The organism is Lysinibacillus sp. COL-1, from assembly GCF_059814265.1.
On the sequence record NZ_JCAWSJ010000003.1, the window covers coordinates 369,659 to 385,035 of the forward strand.

Genomic DNA, 15,377 nt, shown 5'->3' on the forward strand with positions numbered 1-15,377 from the left:
TAGGAGGAAACATCATGAAAGTGGTAGCTATCGTTGGTAGTATCCGTAAAGAATCTTATAATATGCAATTAGCTCAATTTATTCAAAAACGTTATACAGAAAAGTTAGATCTTGAAGTTTTAAGCTTAAAGGATCTACCAATGTATAATCAAGATATCGAAAATGAAGCACCGCAAGAGGTTCTTGATTTTAAAGCAAAAGTAAAGGCGGCAGATGCTGTACTATGGGTGACACCAGAATATAATGGTACAGTACCAGGCGTTATGGTCAATGCCATTGATTGGCTATCTCGTGTAGATAAAGTAATGATTGGTAAACCATCTATCATTATGGGTGCATCTATGGGGAACTTAGGTACTGTAAAAGCGCAATTACATTTACGCGATATTTTATTCTCTCCTGGCATTAACTCACCATTACTAAGCGGCAATGATGTTTACATTGGTGCTGTTCACACTAAATTCGATGCAGAAGGCAATTTAACTGATGAAGGTACAGTAAAATTCCTTGATGTAGTCATCGATAACTTTTTAAACTGGGCAAAAAAATACATTTAATTAAAATCTGACCCATAAGTATACTTTACTTATGGGTCATCTTATTAGAAAAATAAGAATAGCAGTTGAGCAAAGCAAAGTTGATTTCCTTTGTGAACGATCACTTTGTTCTTTGCATAGAGCTAAGCTTTCAAGGATCATCCGATAAACTGTTTCACCCACATTATTCTCTCCAAAACTACTTCTGTGACGCTAATCCCCAAGGAGTCGCTTGTTTTTCTTCAATCAATCCACTACTCATCAACTAATTTTATAGCAAGTCTGGTTAACGAGGATAGCTTAAGCAATATTAAGTACTAAATTAATTAACTGTTGCTGACGTACATGGGTTGTGACAATCGTTTTATAAAGTTGTGCCGGATCCAAGACCCTGCACAAGAAGAAGCATTAGCATCAAGAAATTTCCCTTAGTGGAGGTCCATTTCGTTATAGACATTTTTTTAATGTTGTTTCTGCATGAAATCTTCATACTTTCACGCTATACTTTTAAGAAATTCTAAAATGGTGGTTACAGATGAGAAAATTATCACTAAAGCTGGGCATCATCTTTTTTATTACATTATTTTGTATCGAAACATTTATGATGTTTTTTTTACATGTCTCCTTAACCAATTCTAGAGTTGAGGAAGAGCTAGCAAGTTTGCAAGCAAGGGGAAATTCACATCGTACAGTATTAGAACAGAACTTCAACGAGGAAACGCTAGCACATGTGGTACTTATGGAATCTAATGAAAGTACGGATGTAGTAGTGACTGATTATGAGGGAACAATACTGGTTTCTTCGCAGCCTGATTTAGAAATTAGTGATATGATCCATAAGATTGAGGGAAAAATACCGTATGAGGGAAGGATCTTACAAGACGATTGGCAAGAGGTTCAAGCGATTGCCACTATTAGTCCTATTCAAAATCAGCAAAGAACGATTGGCTATGTCTTTATGTTTCAAAATACAGACTCCATTCATGCGTTAATGAAACGCTTAAATAAACATTTTCTCATCGTTGGTATAGTATCTGGTCTTGTCACTATAGCAGTCATTATCGTTCTATCTCGAAAGCTTGCTAAACCATTAATTCAAATGAAAGAGGCCACATTGAAAATGAGCAAAGGTGATTTTACAGTCGCCCTTTCTACCAATGGGAAGGATGAGCTTGGGGATTTATCGAATGCTATACAGCTGTTGTCTAACGATCTGAATCATTTAAGGCATGAGCGTAAGGAATTTTTATCGAGCATTGCACATGAGCTTCGCACACCGCTAACCTTTATTAAAGGCTATACCGACATTCTTTCGAAACGGGATTTAACAGAGCAGGATCGTCAAAAGTATTTAGCCATTATAATAGAAGAAACAAATAGACTTTCTCGATTAATTAAAGATTTATTTGATTTAGCTAAAATGGATGAAAACTCGTTTGTGATTGAACAACAAAACGTACATTTAAATTCATTTTTTACAAACATTGAAAAAAAGCTAAGCCCTGCTTTTCAAGAGAAAGGTATACATTTTATTGTACGTTATGAAGAGGGCTTGACAGTATGGGCAGATGAAGCAAGGCTAGAGCAAATCCTAATAAATCTATTAAATAACGCATTAATCTATTGTGCGTCAGGAGATACGACTTCAGTCACCGCAAAGAAACACAATGATGTTTTAAGCATTATCGTTCAAGATACAGGGAAGGGGATTCCAAAGAAGGATTTACCCTATATTTTTGAACGATTTTATCGAGTGGAAAAATCTCGTAGTCGTGCTTTAGGTGGTTCTGGACTGGGGCTTGCTATTGTCAAGGAACTTGTACAGGCGCATGGGGGCGAAGTGAAGGTTAGCAGTGAAATAAATAAAGGAACTACTTTTGAATTATCTTTTAAAGGGGTAGAAACAGATGAAAACCATTTTATGCATTGATGATGAGCCAAGAATGTTAGATTTATTAACCCTTTATTTAGAGCCGAATTTTTATTGTAGAGCTATGTCTTCCGTTCAAGAGGCTTTCGATTTTTTAGAAGATGGGCATGCAGATTTAATTCTTTTGGATGTTATGATGCCAGAGATGGATGGGTGGCAGGCGTGCCAAGAAATTAGGAAGTTTTGGGATGTACCCATCATTATGCTTACTGCAAAAGGAGAGCATGCGGATATTGTCAAAGGCTTAAACCTCGGTGCTGATGACTACATATTAAAACCCTTTGATGAGGAAGAGTTATTAGCACGTATATATGCGGTATTAAGAAGATCGAAAATAGAGGAAAAGGTTATTAGCTTTGAGGGTCTTCGCTTAGATAAGGAATCCTTTGAATTATATTTTCAACATGAGGCAATTCCCCTAACACCAAAGGAATTTTCCATGCTTGTTTTATTTTTAGATCATCAAAATAAAGTATTTTCTAGAGAACATCTAATCACCACAGTCTGGGGATATAATGTGACAATTGAAGATCGTACCATTGATTCTCATGTGCGTAATTTACGAGAAAAATTAAGAAAAAGTGGGTTCCCTGCGGATGATTACTTGCAAACAGTATGGGGTATCGGCTATAAATGGCATAAGTCAATTGATAGAAAACCGTTACAACACAAAAGCTAGAAAACAACCTCTGCCAGAAATGCTGGAGAGGTTGTTTATATTATTTTGAGGTTAATTCTTCTTCTGTCACCCATTTATGATTTTTAACAGCTTCACCATTTGTGGTCGAAGTGTAATCAACCATATAAACAGTCGTTTGGATAGCCTCCTCAATACGGACAGTCGCATTTTCCATACCTTCCATATGCGCTGCGTCCGTTTTTACTTCTGTGCCAGGGGCTAGTGGTGCTTCTTCTGGATCAATCAATTCTTCATGAATCACCCACTTATGATTTTCTACACGCTTTCCACCGGAAGTTGGCTCATAGGAAATAACATAGGCAGTTGTGTTATAGGCACCTATTATTGTTGCTTCGGCACCTCTCATACCGTCCATATGTCCATCCGTAATAATCACGTTACTTCCAACAGAAAACTTCGGATTATCCGCGTTCTTTAATGTGGATGGTACTTCACCTGAGCTTGAGTGGTTCATCGTAGAATGATCCATTTCTTCAGCAGTGTTATTGGAAGTAGATGCAGGCTTCGTTTGCTCCTCCGCACAAGCTGTTAAACTAATGAAGGCCGTTACTGCTAGAAGTCCAGTAGACCATTTTCTTTTAAATATCATGTAATATCCTCCTCACTATTTTCCCTTACTGTAGCAAACAAATGTGCAGAAATGATGGATGTCAATTGCTTTTTGACATGAATGAAGAGAGCGAAATGTTATTGATGTATGTGATAGGAAAAATGGCTAAGATGTGGTGGAGTATCCTCCCATGCCAAAACTATTAAGTAATAGATAGCCAATTTATAACGAGCAAATAGCTATTGTGCTCAAAACTGCGAAGATACAGCTTATATATTGTTCTTCCTTAGAAATAAAATTCCATGTAGACTAACAATCTATAAAAATGTATGATAGAATCGTCACAATTTTATAAATTCAAATACTATTGGTGTGCCATTTTATAATGTCACTTAAAAGGGAAGTCGGTGTAAGTCCGACGCTGTCCCGCAACTGTAACGAGGAGTCCTATAATATTATTTGCCACTGTGGAAGAATGGGAAGGTAATTATAGGGTGTTGAATCGAAGCCAGGAGACCTGCCAGTTAGTAATACCTGTAATGCCCACGAGGATGCAAGCAATTACGGACAATAGCTGGATTTTTTCTGACTTTGTTTATTCTAGGGTATTTCTATGCGTCGTTGCGTATGGAATACCTTTTTTTATTGCTTCATTCATCACTATTCAGTAGGAGTTTGAAACAGATGAATAAAAAATTTATGTTATTTTCCTTCGTACTTTTTATGGTATTAATTGTTTCAATGACCTTTGCTGTAATGGTTGGCTCAGTTTCAGTTACACCATTATATGTATGGAAAGTTATTCTTTCTAAAATCCCCTTTATACAAAATGCCATAGAGCAGGATTGGAGTCGCTCACAGGAAATTATCATTTGGCAAATAAGAGCACCTCGTGTTTTATTGGCTGCTATTGTTGGTGCTGGATTAGCCATTGCGGGGGCAGCCATTCAGGCACTTGTGCGAAATTCCATTGCTGACCCGTATATTTTAGGGATTTCTTCAGGGGCAGCCGTCGGAGCGACATCTGTGATTATTTTAGGAGCCTTTTCATTTTTAGGTATTTACGCGCTTTCAATATCAGCCTTTCTAGGATCATTACTTGCCATTGCACTGGTGTTTTTCTTATCTCGTGTTGGGGGACGGGTTTCTATTTTTCGTCTGTTATTGGCAGGTATGGCTGTTTCCTTTATTTTAACGGCCATTTCTAATTTTATTTTAATGATGTCAAAGCAAGAGGGGGCTTTAAAAGCTGTTATGTTTTGGATGCTAGGTAGTCTAGCAGGAGCTAAATGGAATAATATTATCATTCCAGCTTCCATATTTTTCGTCGTATTTGGGCTTCTCTGGCTACACTATCGAAATTTAAATTTACTTTTACTTGGGGAAGAAGCGGCAGTGACGTTAGGCGTTAATCTTCAGCAATTTCGGATTCAGCTTATATTACTTGTCTCCCTGTTAACAGGTGTACTGGTGGCAGTCAGTGGCTCTATTGGTTTTGTAGGTCTAATTATCCCTCATATAGTACGTTTAATTGTGGGATCTAACTATAAATATGTGATACCGATTAGTGCTTTAATAGGGGGGATTTTCTTAGTGTGGGCTGATGCCTTTGCTCGAATTATCATTGCTCCTCAGGAAATGCCAATTGGTATTATTACAGCCTTTTGTGGAGGTCCATTTTTCATTTGGCTACTCCGTCGCAATAATTATTCTTTCGGTGAAGGAGATTAACTTATATGACATTAGAAGCAAAGCAAGTATCATTCTCCATTAACGATCAACGTATACTACATGAAGTAAGTATTCAAATAAAGAAAAAGCAGTTTGTTGGGTTAATTGGCCCTAATGGTAGTGGCAAATCAACATTGCTAAAAAATATGTATCGTCTTCTAAAACCTGAAAGCGGGACGGTATTATTAAATGAGCATGATATTTTAAAGCAATCTAGTAAAGCAATTGCGAAGAATTTAGCTGTTGTTAGTCAAGATACACCTGTTTTATTTGATTTCACTGTACATGATTTAGTTAGCATGGGGAGAACGCCACATAAAAAACTGTTAGAGCTAGATCAAGAGCAAGATTTTCAAATTGTTAAAGATGCTTTGAAGCAAACAGGTATAGCTCATTTAGAAAAACGAAGCTTTAGCTCCCTTTCAGGTGGAGAGAAAAAACGTGTAATGGTTGCACGAGCACTAGCACAGCAAGCACAAGTGCTTATATTAGATGAGCCAACGAATCATTTAGATATCCAACATCAACTTCAGCTTATGGACTTAATTCAAACCTTACATTTAACAGTAGTTGCGGCTTTACATGACTTGAATATTGCGGCAATGTACTGTGATCAAATTTACGTGTTGCAGCAAGGTCGAATCGTGTGTCATGGGACACCGGAGGAAGTGCTAACACCAGCATTGTTACAAGAAGTATTTGGTGTTTTTGCTGATATTCAAACACATTCCTTGACTGGTAAACCATACCTCACGTATGTTCCTGATCAATTCGCAAAGAAGGTCAGTCAAGTTTAAAAAAGTAAGGACAACTAATTTACATAATATATTCATTATGAAAGTAGCATTTACGAAAATACATGGCATTGGAAACAGTCATACCAGGAAGAGTTTTTATGTTTCTTAGTTAGAAAAATAGTCAATGTTTATACAGGAGACGGATTTTTCATTAGCTAGAGTAAGGACCGCAGTGTATCTGTTTTTAATTATAAAAATGTAACAGGTTCAAAGATATACTCAATGGTTTAAATGACAAAGGACATTCCTCGATATAAGAAGGATGTCCTTTGAGTGTAATTTAATTAAGATACGGCCTTTAACCCTGCTACACCGATGATAATAGCGATGATACTGATAATTCGTGGTAGATTTTTGGATTCACCAAAGAAAATGATATTGACAAGCACTGCACCGACAGTACCAATACCTACCCAGACAACATAGGCAATGCTTAGCTGTAAATAATTGAAGGAAGCATATAAAAGGGCAAATGATAATCCAAAGCCACCGACATATAATAATAAATTTCGTATCGTTTTATTTTGACTATAAAAGCGTAATCCAATAACACCTATAATTTCGGCTATTGCTGCTAATAAAATATATACCCAACCCATTATGCATTCACTCCTTTCTTTTCATCGTGATCTGTTGGTGCGTTATCTGCTAATTTTAATCCAATAACGCCCGATATTAAAATAAACATGAAAATACCTTTAATCGCATTAAACTCTCCATCGAAAATAAAAATGTCCATTAACGTAGTGCCAATTGCACCTGCACCAGCGAAAATAGCGTATACGGTACCAGTAGGTAGGTTTTCACAAGCTTTTGATAAGAAGTGAAAATCGATAGCAATTATAGACACAATAATAATCCAATGCCACCAGGAACTTGCTACATTAAAACCAAATATCCAAAACAATTCAAATAAACTTGTTAGACCGACATATAACCATTCTTTTTGCATAATTAAAATCCTTTCATTAATAGAATTAATGACTGACGTTCAGTCATTTTGTAGATAAAAGAGAACGTCACTTACGCGTGACGTAGGCCAAGTGCATGATATAAAAAGTCTAGAAGTTCAAGCTTAAGCAGTGTCATCGTTTCATCCTTGCTGTCATCAAACAAATAAACTTGTTCTGCGGCAGATTCAATTAGACCAATAATAAGCTTTGCTGACCGTGATGGATTAATTGAATCTCGAATGATGCCTTGTTGTTGAGCCGTTAATAAGAAATTACTCATCCAATCATAGTATGGTGCATAAATGCTTTCCCATTCTTTTAAATGCTCTGTTTGTGCAATTCCAGCATAAATGAGTGCAACGATATCACCATATTCCTTTGTGATCGAGAAAATGATTTCAACAACCTCTTCAAGTTGCTGATCAAAAGGCTTATGATCTGAAACACCTTCATCTACGGTAGTAATAATTCTTTCTACCATATTTTTTGCAATAGCTGGCATGACAGAAAGGCGTGATGGGAAGTAGAGATAAAATGTTCCTTGAGCAATCCCAGCAGCTTTGACGATATCTGAAACCTTCGTCTTTTCAATTCCTTTTTCGCGAAAAACTTCAATTGCAGCTTGAATAATTTTTTCTTCCTTTGACATGCAATCCCTCACTTTTGCCTTACTTGTTTAGTATGTTACAGGATGAGAAAAACAATGTCAATAAAAAATGACTGAATATCAGTCATTTTCATTCAACAAACGTTTGGAAATTAGCTAAATCACAGAGCAGTACGCAATTGTGATGAGGTGAAATGACGTATACTTTTTTTATTTCAGGGAACTTTATGAGTGAAAGGATTGATGATAATGGAAGACATTAAATTTGCTCAATTAGATCCACAGCAACTTGCGAAAATTAACGAGCTTGAAAAAAAGATTGGTGTGACATTAGTTGCCTATGATTCATCGTCAGGGTCATCACATAGTTCAGGTGCTTATGAGACAAATAATAGCACTACCACCAATCATCCATCATAATAAAGTGAGAAATACCTTGCTGTGATGTAAGGTATTTTTATCTTGAGTCCGCTTGAACAAAAAAATTTACGTACTTGAAATACTAAAGGGAGCGATTGAAATGCAAACATTTTATGCAGATTTACATATTCATATTGGGCGTACTTCTAGTGGGCGAGCAGTGAAAATTACTGGCAGTAAAACATTAACATTAGCAAAAATTTTAGAGACTGCTAGTGCTAGAAAGGGATTAGATATTATTGGGATTATTGATTGTCATTCACCCGAAGTAATCGAAGAAATGATGGAGATGATTGAACAAGGTGAACTACAGGAATTAAAAGAGGGCGGCCTACGCTTTCAGGAAACAACGTTGATTCCAGGGTCGGAAATCGAAATTTACGATCAATATTGTCATGGACCTATTCATGTGCTTGCTTACTTTCCAACACTGATGCTAATGAAGCAGTTCTCTGATTGGATGTCCCAACATATGAAAAATATCCACTTGAGTTCACAGCGAATTTATTGTGACGGTCTCACATTACAGCAAAAGGTGCATGAATTGGGAGGTCTGTTTATTCCTGCCCATGTTTTTACACCATTTAAAAGTTTGTTTGGTAGAGGGGTTGAGCGTAGCTTAACAGAAGTCTTTGATCCGCAGCTTATCGATGCCATTGAATTAGGGTTAAGCTCTGATACCAATATGGTAAGTCGTATCAAAGAATTACAAGCATATACGTTCGTTAGTAATTCTGATGCCCATTCGCTTGGAAAACTGGCACGTGAGTATCAAAAGTTACAATTAGCAGAAGCAAATTTTGCAGAATTAAAAATGGCTCTACATGAACAACAAGGTCGAGCAGTAACAGCGAATTATGGTTTAAATCCTTTGCTTGGCAAGTATCATCAAACGGTCTGTGCTAAATGTGGAGAACGACTAGGTAACGAAGCTACCATATGTACAAACTGTGGAAGTATGCAAATCGTAAAGGGTGTAGCTACACGTATTCAGGAACTATCAGAGGATTTTCTGAATGAACGAAATAGACCGCCTTATATTCATCAAGTACCACTTGATTTCATCCCTGGTATTGGCCCTAAAATGATGGAACGTCTAATAGAAGCATTTGGTACTGAAATGAATATTTTACATGTGGTAACGCTCAACCAGCTTGAACAAGTTGTGCCACATAAAATCGCCCATTTAATTGATTTAGCTAGAACGGGTCAATTAGCGATCGAGGTTGGTGGTGGTGGAATATATGGAAAAATACAGTCTGAGTAGAGAAAAGTTTAAAAAGATTGCTGTAATTTAACCTATTTTTAACTCGCCTCTAGTAAAATAGTGAAAACAATGACTATTTTACAAGTGGAGGAGAGAGTAAATGCGATTATCAAAGAAATTTCGTTATTTAGCAGCGAGTGTACTGGCTTTGCAATTAACCATCCCTGTAGTAGCTAATGCACAAGAACAAGACGACTACATAGCACCAAGCTGGGTTATTCAATCTGATTATGTGGCACTAGGCGACTCATTAGCACATGGAATGAATGAGGTAGGTGTTATTGGGTTAGGCTACACGGATTTTATTGCACAGGCCTTACAGCAGGGTGGCTTCCTTACTTCTTATAATAAGGGCTTTGCTATGTCAGGCTACACTACCAAAAATGTTTTAGCAGATTTACAAAATGATGTAGAAAAAACAGTCACAGGTTTTGGATACACAAAGGAACAAGTAAAGTTACGAGCTTCTATTAAAGAGGCAGAAATCATTACATTAACGGCTGGAGCAAATGATTTATTACCATTATTAAAAGAGTCCCAAACAACGGGAATTGATACGATGGCCCTTGTTAAAGCTACTAAAGAAGCTGTATCGAATATTGCTACAATCCTATCTGAAATCAAAAAGATAAATCCACAAGCAGAAATATATGTGATGGGCTATTATAATTCTTTCCCATACTATAGTGAGAATCTACAAAATCAATTTAAACTGTTATTGGCTACAGTGAATTCAACAATTAAAGCAACCGCTGAAAAAGCAGGCGCCATTTTTGTGCCGACATACGATGTTGTTGCAAAGGATGTTGCAAGCTATTTACCAAACCCTGATAACATTCATTTAAGTGAAGCTGGTTATTTAGCGGTCGCAAATGAAGCATTTTTACCAATCATTAAAACTAGCTCGTTATGGGATATAACGAAGGCTATTCAAGTAGATGTGAAAGATCGTACAACTGTAGAGGTTAAATGGCAGGACGCGACAGATAATGTAGGTGTGGCAAATTACAATGTCTATGTGAATGGAAAATTAATCTCAACATTGGATGCAGATACGACAACATTTACACTTGAAGATTTAACAGAAAATACAACCTACAATGTTTCCATCAAAGCAATCGATGCAGCTCGTAATGAAAGTATTCAAAATCCAACGATTACTTTCACTACAAAGGGAACAGTAAGCTTTACAGATACAGCACAGCACTGGGCGAAAGAATACATTCAAAAAGCTGCGGGTGCTGGGCTAATGAATGGTTATACGGATGGGACATTTAGACCTGATAGTAGTGTAACGCGTGCGCAGGCCGCTGCTATTCTTGTGAGAAGTTTAGAGTTATCTACAGATGAGAAGGCACCATTTACTGACATTGCAAATTATGACGCAGTAACACAATCAGAAATTGCAGCAGCATATGTTCATGGGCTTATTAAAGGAACGGATGGGAAATTTAACCCTGGACAGTCTGTTACACGTGCTCAACTAGCATTAATGATAAGTCGTGCCTATGAACAGCAATTTAATCAACCATATAGTGCAAAGGGCGATGTGCCATTTACAGATGTAACCTCTTATAATGCAGAAACAAAACGTGCCATTACCATGTTGTATGAGTTGGGGATTGTGACAGGAAATGAAGGGGAATTCTCACCAGAAGCTGTCACAACAAGAGGTCAAGCCGCTAAAATATTTACAAACCTTAGTCAAATATTCATTAAATAATGCTGAAAAGGTAGGGGGACATCACCTCTACCTTTTGACGTTTTTAATAAAAACGAAGTATAGTCTAACTATGTTGTAGAACGTATTTAAAGAGGAGAATGGGGATGCTGTCATTTATATTATCTGCGAAAAGATTAGTAAAAGGGTTGTGGAAGTCATTTAAACGTCCTCAATTTATCTCATTATTTACTACATTGTTTTTAATCATTTTATCAGGAACACTGTTTTACAAGGGAACGGAAGGATGGTACTGGTTAGATGCTATGTATTTTGCTGTAGTGAGTTTGATACCAACAGGCGTAGAAACAGGGTTATATCCAACAACGACTTATTCTAAAGTATTTACAATGATTTATTTAATAGTTGGTACGGGAGTAATGTTTATTATGTTGCTAATGCTAGGGCGTTCTATCGTAGATTTTTCTCTTAATGAGGAAGAAAAAGAAGAGATGAAGAAACGTTTGAAAAAGTAAAAAGCAGTACGATGAATTTTTGAACAATTCATTGTACTGCTTTTTTTTATGATAGTTTGGCAATAATGCCTTCCTCGTCGTCTAAAACAAGCTCAATCCCAGTTGAGAATGGGTCACTATGTAGAACATCTTTAATCCAAACACGTAATGCACCAATCATAGCTGCTGTATTAAGCACTTCGATTTGACCGTTTACTTCAACCTCTGCACCAAAGCCAGCGTCATCTTCGTAAGTCAATTCGACAAGAACTGCCTCGGGACGAATGTTTTTATAATAAGCTTGAGATAAACAAATAGCATTAATAATATCTTGTTCGTTGATTATTTGTGCCATTGTGCTTCCTCTTTGCGCTTCTTCTCTTTAAACATATTCATAATCTTAACCACAAGCATCACGATAACGGCAATTGCAGCTACATTAATGAGTAGACCTAAAATATTGCCAAGAATCCCCATGCCACTAAATAGACTGCCGAATAATAAACCAGCTAGACCACCAAGCATTAAGCCTTTCATTAGACCGCCAGAGAAAAAGCCACCTTTTTTAGTAGTATCTACTTTATTAGTAGAGGATGAGTTGTTTTTATTTGTTGTTGCATTATTTTGATCTTTAGAAGTATCCTTAGATTTTTGGATATTCGAGCTATTATTGTTGTTGTTGTTAGTGAAGCCTTTTTTACCTGATTTATAGGATTTAGCTTCTGCCGTTGGCGTATCCGAAATGAATAATGTTGCACCAACAGTCGAAAATATCAGTGTCGCTGCAAAAAGAGCGGCAAGAATTTTTTTCATTACTTACATTCCTCCAATATAATTTTGAATTTGGTCATAAACTAGTTCTTATATAGTAATATTACATGAACTATATTAAAAAATAAAACAAACGCCTTCAATAATTGAGCTATATCACCAAATTTGAACAAGTAGTGACAAATGCCATGATTGTGAAAATTCTGCAATAGAAAGGAGTGAAACGATGCTACTAACTTTAACACTTTTCACCACATTATTTCTCGTGTTGTACTTAACAGAAAAAAGGCGCTTTCTCAATGCGGTAGCACTAGGTTTAATAGGGATATATATGATAAGAGCGTTCATTATGCACTATCCATTATTGCTGCCAAATGATCAGGGGATTATTTCAGAAATGGGGATATTTATTATATTGGGAAGCTTTCCAAGCATTATGTTTATTTTATCAATCGCAATGTTTTTCAATAGTAAAGTATTATTAGAGAAGGAAGGGCGTAAAGTACGTAATTTAATGTTAGCCATTCTCGGACTAAGTTTTGTTATTATGATGATATGGTATGTTTTCGTCATTTTTATCCAAATAGAAAATATACTTTGGCATATTCTTTTCTTCTATGCGTTTTTGGTTTTTGGCTATACAATGTTTTTATACACAAGTGTCCTTGCCTATGCAATACTGTATCATTTTACACCCATACGCTATGAACCAAATTATATTATTGTATTGGGCTCAGGGTTAATTGGGGATAAAGTGCCCCCACTTTTAGCAAGTCGTTTAGATGAGGCAGTAAAGCAGTATAAAAAGTATGGGGAGAGAGCTTTTATTATTGTCTCTGGTGGTCAAGGCAATGACGAAAAGCTAACCGAGGCATATGCCATGAAACAATACTTAATAGATGTACATCATCTTCCCACTGACAAGATATTGCTCGAAGATCAATCGACCAATACAGAACAAAATATGGTCTTTTCCAAAAAAATAATGGACCATCATGCGCAGGGAGAAAAATATCGTTCGCTATTTGTGACCAATAATTTCCATGTATTTCGTGCAAGTATTTATGCTAAGAAAGCAAAGCTAGATGCAGAAGGAATTGGCTCAAAGACAGCCTTTTACTATGTTCCCAATGCATTTACACGAGAATTTATAGGCTTATTAGATATGTATAAATGGGCCCATATTACAGTTTTTTTAATCATTACGCTATTCGTTGGCTTATTATTGAGAGCATATGTGTAACCAAATTTCAACTGTCTTCCATATAATAGTGGCAAGGCAGTTTTTTTACATAGTGTGCAAGGGAGGAAAATAATGTACGAGCAAATGTTAGCCAAGCGAAATAAAGAAAGAATTGATTCCCTACAAAATCTGACACAGTCAGAAAATACATGGTTTGCTCAAAATATAAAATTACTTACATTCACGGAAGTTACCCTAACAGCCTTGCAAAAAATATTGTATCAAATAGTGCGAGGGCTATTGAAAGAACAGCAACAACGGCATTTACAAATTATCCATTCAGAACAATCTCAGTCCATACAGGAGAATGTTTTAACATTGTTAGCGGAATATGACGATGTCTTGCGTGATGCCATTCCCGAATCTATCTATATCCTTGTTTGGCAAATTTCTTCGTTAGAAAAGCTAGCAAGCCGTATAGCAGTAGTTGATGATGTACTTGATATTGTGGAGTGGTACTTCCGTCATCAAGATGAACAGCTCCCTATTTTAGATGAAGAGGATTTAGATCATGAAGTCATTATTGATTTATATAAAGAAGCAGTTGAAGAACAAGACGCAGATGCACAATATCAATTGGGAGAATACTACAACGCTAGAGAAGGTGAACATTTTCAACCTGAAAAATCATTGAAATGGTTTGAATTAGCAGCGCTTCAGAATCATGCAGATGCTCAATACGTACTAGGGAATTTTTACTTTGAGGGGATTGGTGTGGAAGAAAATGATTCCCTTGCTTTTTCATACTATGAAAAAGCAGCTTTACAGGGGCATGCGGATGCCGCCAATAATTTAGCGGATATGTATTTCAATGGGGAGGGCGTACCGCAAGATTTTATATTAGCAAAACAATGGTTCGACTATGCTGCAGAAAAAAATGTGGCAGAGGCGATGTTTACGTTAGGAATTATATACGAGCAGGGACTGGGTATCGAAGCAGATGTAGAAGCAGCCTTTAATGCCTACAAAAAATCAGCAGAGCTAGGTTATGTCGAAGCGCAATATCGGCTTGGTGGAATATATTTAGAGGGACGCTTGGGTCAAACAAAGGAGGTAAACCGCGGCCTCTTTTGGTATGAAAGAGCGGCTGAACAATATCATGTAGATGCCTTTTATGATTTGGGCTATATATGGAGTAATGGACTAACTGGTATACGCAATATCGAAAAAGGTATTCATTGGTTTAAACAGGCTGCAATTCAAGGAGACGCGGATGCTAAGCTACAACTAGGGCATATTTACAATAAAGGTGAAGGAATTGCTAGAAACCTAAAAGAAGCCATCAAGTGGTATGGCCTCGCAGCGGATGCTGGTGTTGCAGAAGCTTCTAAAATATTACAGGAACTTAAAGGATTGTAAATTTTGTGTGAAAAAATATAGTTTATTTGAATTATTTATTTGCCATACATTTATAAAACTTTTGATTTAAAACGGGCTGTGTTTTTAGGTATATAGATGCTCTTGTGGAGAGGGTAAAAAATATTGATATAGTGATATTTAAAGAAGATTAATAAAAAAGGATAAGAAAAATAAAAAAAATAGGCATAATAAACAAGAAAACGGGTAAAAAAGCTACCAAATAATATTGTGGTAGCTTTTTTCTTATGCATTACCATTAATTTTAAGATAGGGACTTTTGGTGTGGTATATGTAAAAAAACGGAATCGATAAGATTGACAGCAATTTATAAAATGATT

At 36.5% G+C, this 15,377-nt stretch carries 17 protein-coding genes and 1 riboswitch; of the genes, 11 read left to right on the forward strand and 6 right to left on the reverse strand.

Annotated features, from left to right (window positions below):
* The first annotated feature begins 14 nt into the window (after positions 1-14).
* The 3 genes from AC6BKE_RS06175 (at position 15) to AC6BKE_RS06185 (ending at position 3,145) form a co-directional block, all read left to right on the forward strand.
* Complete coding sequence (locus AC6BKE_RS06175; RefSeq protein ID WP_271911067.1) at positions 15-557, forward strand: NADPH-dependent FMN reductase; 543 nt, start codon at positions 15-17, stop codon at positions 555-557.
* A 514-nt stretch (positions 558-1,071) separates the two neighbouring features.
* Positions 1,072-2,466, forward strand: a complete 1,395-nt coding sequence (locus AC6BKE_RS06180; protein ID WP_089934263.1) for a HAMP domain-containing sensor histidine kinase — start codon at positions 1,072-1,074, stop codon at positions 2,464-2,466.
* On the forward strand, positions 2,444-3,145 hold the full coding sequence (locus tag AC6BKE_RS06185) for a response regulator transcription factor (protein WP_036124632.1): 702 nt from the start codon (positions 2,444-2,446) through the stop codon (positions 3,143-3,145). Before AC6BKE_RS06180 ends, AC6BKE_RS06185 begins: the two co-directional genes overlap by 23 nt.
* 40 nt (positions 3,146-3,185) lie before the next feature.
* Here AC6BKE_RS06185 and AC6BKE_RS06190 read toward each other — a convergent pair whose 3' ends face one another.
* Positions 3,186-3,755, reverse strand: a complete 570-nt coding sequence (locus tag AC6BKE_RS06190; protein WP_499856186.1) for a YdhK family protein — start codon at positions 3,753-3,755, stop codon at positions 3,186-3,188.
* A 312-nt stretch (positions 3,756-4,067) separates the two neighbouring features.
* Positions 4,068-4,255: riboswitch (cobalamin riboswitch) on the forward strand.
* Between the two features lie 145 nt (positions 4,256-4,400).
* Here AC6BKE_RS06190 and AC6BKE_RS06195 point away from each other — a divergent pair.
* Together AC6BKE_RS06195 and AC6BKE_RS06200 are read left to right on the forward strand one after the other, a co-directional pair.
* A complete protein-coding gene (locus AC6BKE_RS06195) occupies positions 4,401-5,447 on the forward strand; it encodes a FecCD family ABC transporter permease (RefSeq protein ID WP_330493949.1) in 1,047 nt (348 codons plus the stop codon).
* 5 nt (positions 5,448-5,452) lie between these two features.
* Positions 5,453-6,244: a heme ABC transporter ATP-binding protein gene (locus AC6BKE_RS06200; RefSeq protein WP_036124627.1), complete on the forward strand. Its 792-nt coding sequence runs from the start codon at positions 5,453-5,455 to the stop codon at positions 6,242-6,244.
* A gap of 284 nt (positions 6,245-6,528) precedes the next feature.
* On the opposite strand, the gene AC6BKE_RS06205 is transcribed toward AC6BKE_RS06200, so the two are convergent.
* The 3 genes from AC6BKE_RS06205 to AC6BKE_RS06215 form a co-directional block, all read right to left on the reverse strand.
* Complete coding sequence (locus tag AC6BKE_RS06205) at positions 6,529-6,843, reverse strand: DMT family transporter (protein WP_058843587.1); 315 nt, start codon at positions 6,841-6,843, stop codon at positions 6,529-6,531.
* Complete coding sequence (locus tag AC6BKE_RS06210) at positions 6,843-7,196, reverse strand: DMT family transporter (RefSeq protein WP_036124623.1); 354 nt, start codon at positions 7,194-7,196, stop codon at positions 6,843-6,845. Before AC6BKE_RS06210 ends, AC6BKE_RS06205 begins: the two co-directional genes overlap by 1 nt.
* 71 nt (positions 7,197-7,267) lie before the next feature.
* Entirely contained in the window at positions 7,268-7,846 is a 579-nt protein-coding gene (locus tag AC6BKE_RS06215; RefSeq protein WP_036124620.1) for a TetR/AcrR family transcriptional regulator, read from the reverse strand.
* Between the two features lie 207 nt (positions 7,847-8,053).
* On the opposite strand from AC6BKE_RS06215, the gene AC6BKE_RS06220 reads away from it, so the two are divergent.
* From AC6BKE_RS06220 to AC6BKE_RS06235, 4 genes are all read left to right on the forward strand, one after another.
* Entirely contained in the window at positions 8,054-8,224 is a 171-nt protein-coding gene (locus tag AC6BKE_RS06220) for a hypothetical protein (RefSeq protein ID WP_170829888.1), read from the forward strand.
* A gap of 100 nt (positions 8,225-8,324) precedes the next feature.
* A complete protein-coding gene (locus AC6BKE_RS06225) occupies positions 8,325-9,491 on the forward strand; it encodes an endonuclease Q family protein (protein ID WP_499856188.1) in 1,167 nt (388 codons plus the stop codon).
* Between the two features lie 100 nt (positions 9,492-9,591).
* Entirely contained in the window at positions 9,592-11,214 is a 1,623-nt protein-coding gene (locus AC6BKE_RS06230) for an S-layer homology domain-containing protein (RefSeq protein ID WP_340809543.1), read from the forward strand.
* A 104-nt stretch (positions 11,215-11,318) separates the two neighbouring features.
* Positions 11,319-11,687 (forward strand): ion channel, encoded by a 369-nt coding sequence (locus AC6BKE_RS06235; RefSeq protein ID WP_036124610.1) that lies wholly within the window; start codon positions 11,319-11,321, stop codon positions 11,685-11,687.
* Positions 11,688-11,733: 46 nt separating this feature from the next.
* Here the strand turns inward: AC6BKE_RS06235 and AC6BKE_RS06240 are convergent, their stop codons facing one another.
* Positions 11,734-12,021, reverse strand: a complete 288-nt coding sequence (locus AC6BKE_RS06240) for a DUF2653 family protein (protein WP_036124608.1) — start codon at positions 12,019-12,021, stop codon at positions 11,734-11,736.
* Positions 12,009-12,479, reverse strand: a complete 471-nt coding sequence (locus AC6BKE_RS06245; protein ID WP_036124606.1) for a hypothetical protein — start codon at positions 12,477-12,479, stop codon at positions 12,009-12,011. Before AC6BKE_RS06245 ends, AC6BKE_RS06240 begins: the two co-directional genes overlap by 13 nt.
* 184 nt (positions 12,480-12,663) lie before the next feature.
* Between AC6BKE_RS06245 and AC6BKE_RS06250 the strand changes: the two genes are divergently transcribed.
* Together AC6BKE_RS06250 and AC6BKE_RS06255 are read left to right on the forward strand one after the other, a co-directional pair.
* Positions 12,664-13,680: a YdcF family protein gene (locus tag AC6BKE_RS06250; RefSeq protein ID WP_036124604.1), complete on the forward strand. Its 1,017-nt coding sequence runs from the start codon at positions 12,664-12,666 to the stop codon at positions 13,678-13,680.
* Between the two features lie 72 nt (positions 13,681-13,752).
* Entirely contained in the window at positions 13,753-15,039 is a 1,287-nt protein-coding gene (locus AC6BKE_RS06255; protein WP_499856189.1) for an SEL1-like repeat protein, read from the forward strand.
* The last annotated feature ends 338 nt before the right edge of the window (positions 15,040-15,377 follow it).

What these genes read in the sequence shown, in the direction of transcription:
- AC6BKE_RS06175 (WP_271911067.1), top strand. Translation starts at nt 15, where the DNA reads ATGAAAGTGGTAGCTATCGTTGGTAGTATCCGTAAAGAATCTTATAAT.
- AC6BKE_RS06180 (WP_089934263.1), top strand. Translation starts at nt 1,072, where the DNA reads ATGAGAAAATTATCACTAAAGCTGGGCATCATCTTTTTTATTACATTA.
- AC6BKE_RS06185 (WP_036124632.1), top strand. Translation starts at nt 2,444, where the DNA reads ATGAAAACCATTTTATGCATTGATGATGAGCCAAGAATGTTAGATTTA.
- AC6BKE_RS06190 (WP_499856186.1), bottom strand. Translation starts at nt 3,755, where the DNA reads ATGATATTTAAAAGAAAATGGTCTACTGGACTTCTAGCAGTAACGGCC.
- AC6BKE_RS06195 (WP_330493949.1), top strand. Translation starts at nt 4,401, where the DNA reads ATGAATAAAAAATTTATGTTATTTTCCTTCGTACTTTTTATGGTATTA.
- AC6BKE_RS06200 (WP_036124627.1), top strand. Translation starts at nt 5,453, where the DNA reads ATGACATTAGAAGCAAAGCAAGTATCATTCTCCATTAACGATCAACGT.
- AC6BKE_RS06205 (WP_058843587.1), bottom strand. Translation starts at nt 6,843, where the DNA reads ATGGGTTGGGTATATATTTTATTAGCAGCAATAGCCGAAATTATAGGT.
- AC6BKE_RS06210 (WP_036124623.1), bottom strand. Translation starts at nt 7,196, where the DNA reads ATGCAAAAAGAATGGTTATATGTCGGTCTAACAAGTTTATTTGAATTG.
- AC6BKE_RS06215 (WP_036124620.1), bottom strand. Translation starts at nt 7,846, where the DNA reads ATGTCAAAGGAAGAAAAAATTATTCAAGCTGCAATTGAAGTTTTTCGC.
- AC6BKE_RS06220 (WP_170829888.1), top strand. Translation starts at nt 8,054, where the DNA reads ATGGAAGACATTAAATTTGCTCAATTAGATCCACAGCAACTTGCGAAA.
- AC6BKE_RS06225 (WP_499856188.1), top strand. Translation starts at nt 8,325, where the DNA reads ATGCAAACATTTTATGCAGATTTACATATTCATATTGGGCGTACTTCT.
- AC6BKE_RS06230 (WP_340809543.1), top strand. Translation starts at nt 9,592, where the DNA reads ATGCGATTATCAAAGAAATTTCGTTATTTAGCAGCGAGTGTACTGGCT.
- AC6BKE_RS06235 (WP_036124610.1), top strand. Translation starts at nt 11,319, where the DNA reads ATGCTGTCATTTATATTATCTGCGAAAAGATTAGTAAAAGGGTTGTGG.
- AC6BKE_RS06240 (WP_036124608.1), bottom strand. Translation starts at nt 12,021, where the DNA reads ATGGCACAAATAATCAACGAACAAGATATTATTAATGCTATTTGTTTA.
- AC6BKE_RS06245 (WP_036124606.1), bottom strand. Translation starts at nt 12,479, where the DNA reads ATGAAAAAAATTCTTGCCGCTCTTTTTGCAGCGACACTGATATTTTCG.
- AC6BKE_RS06250 (WP_036124604.1), top strand. Translation starts at nt 12,664, where the DNA reads ATGCTACTAACTTTAACACTTTTCACCACATTATTTCTCGTGTTGTAC.
- AC6BKE_RS06255 (WP_499856189.1), top strand. Translation starts at nt 13,753, where the DNA reads ATGTACGAGCAAATGTTAGCCAAGCGAAATAAAGAAAGAATTGATTCC.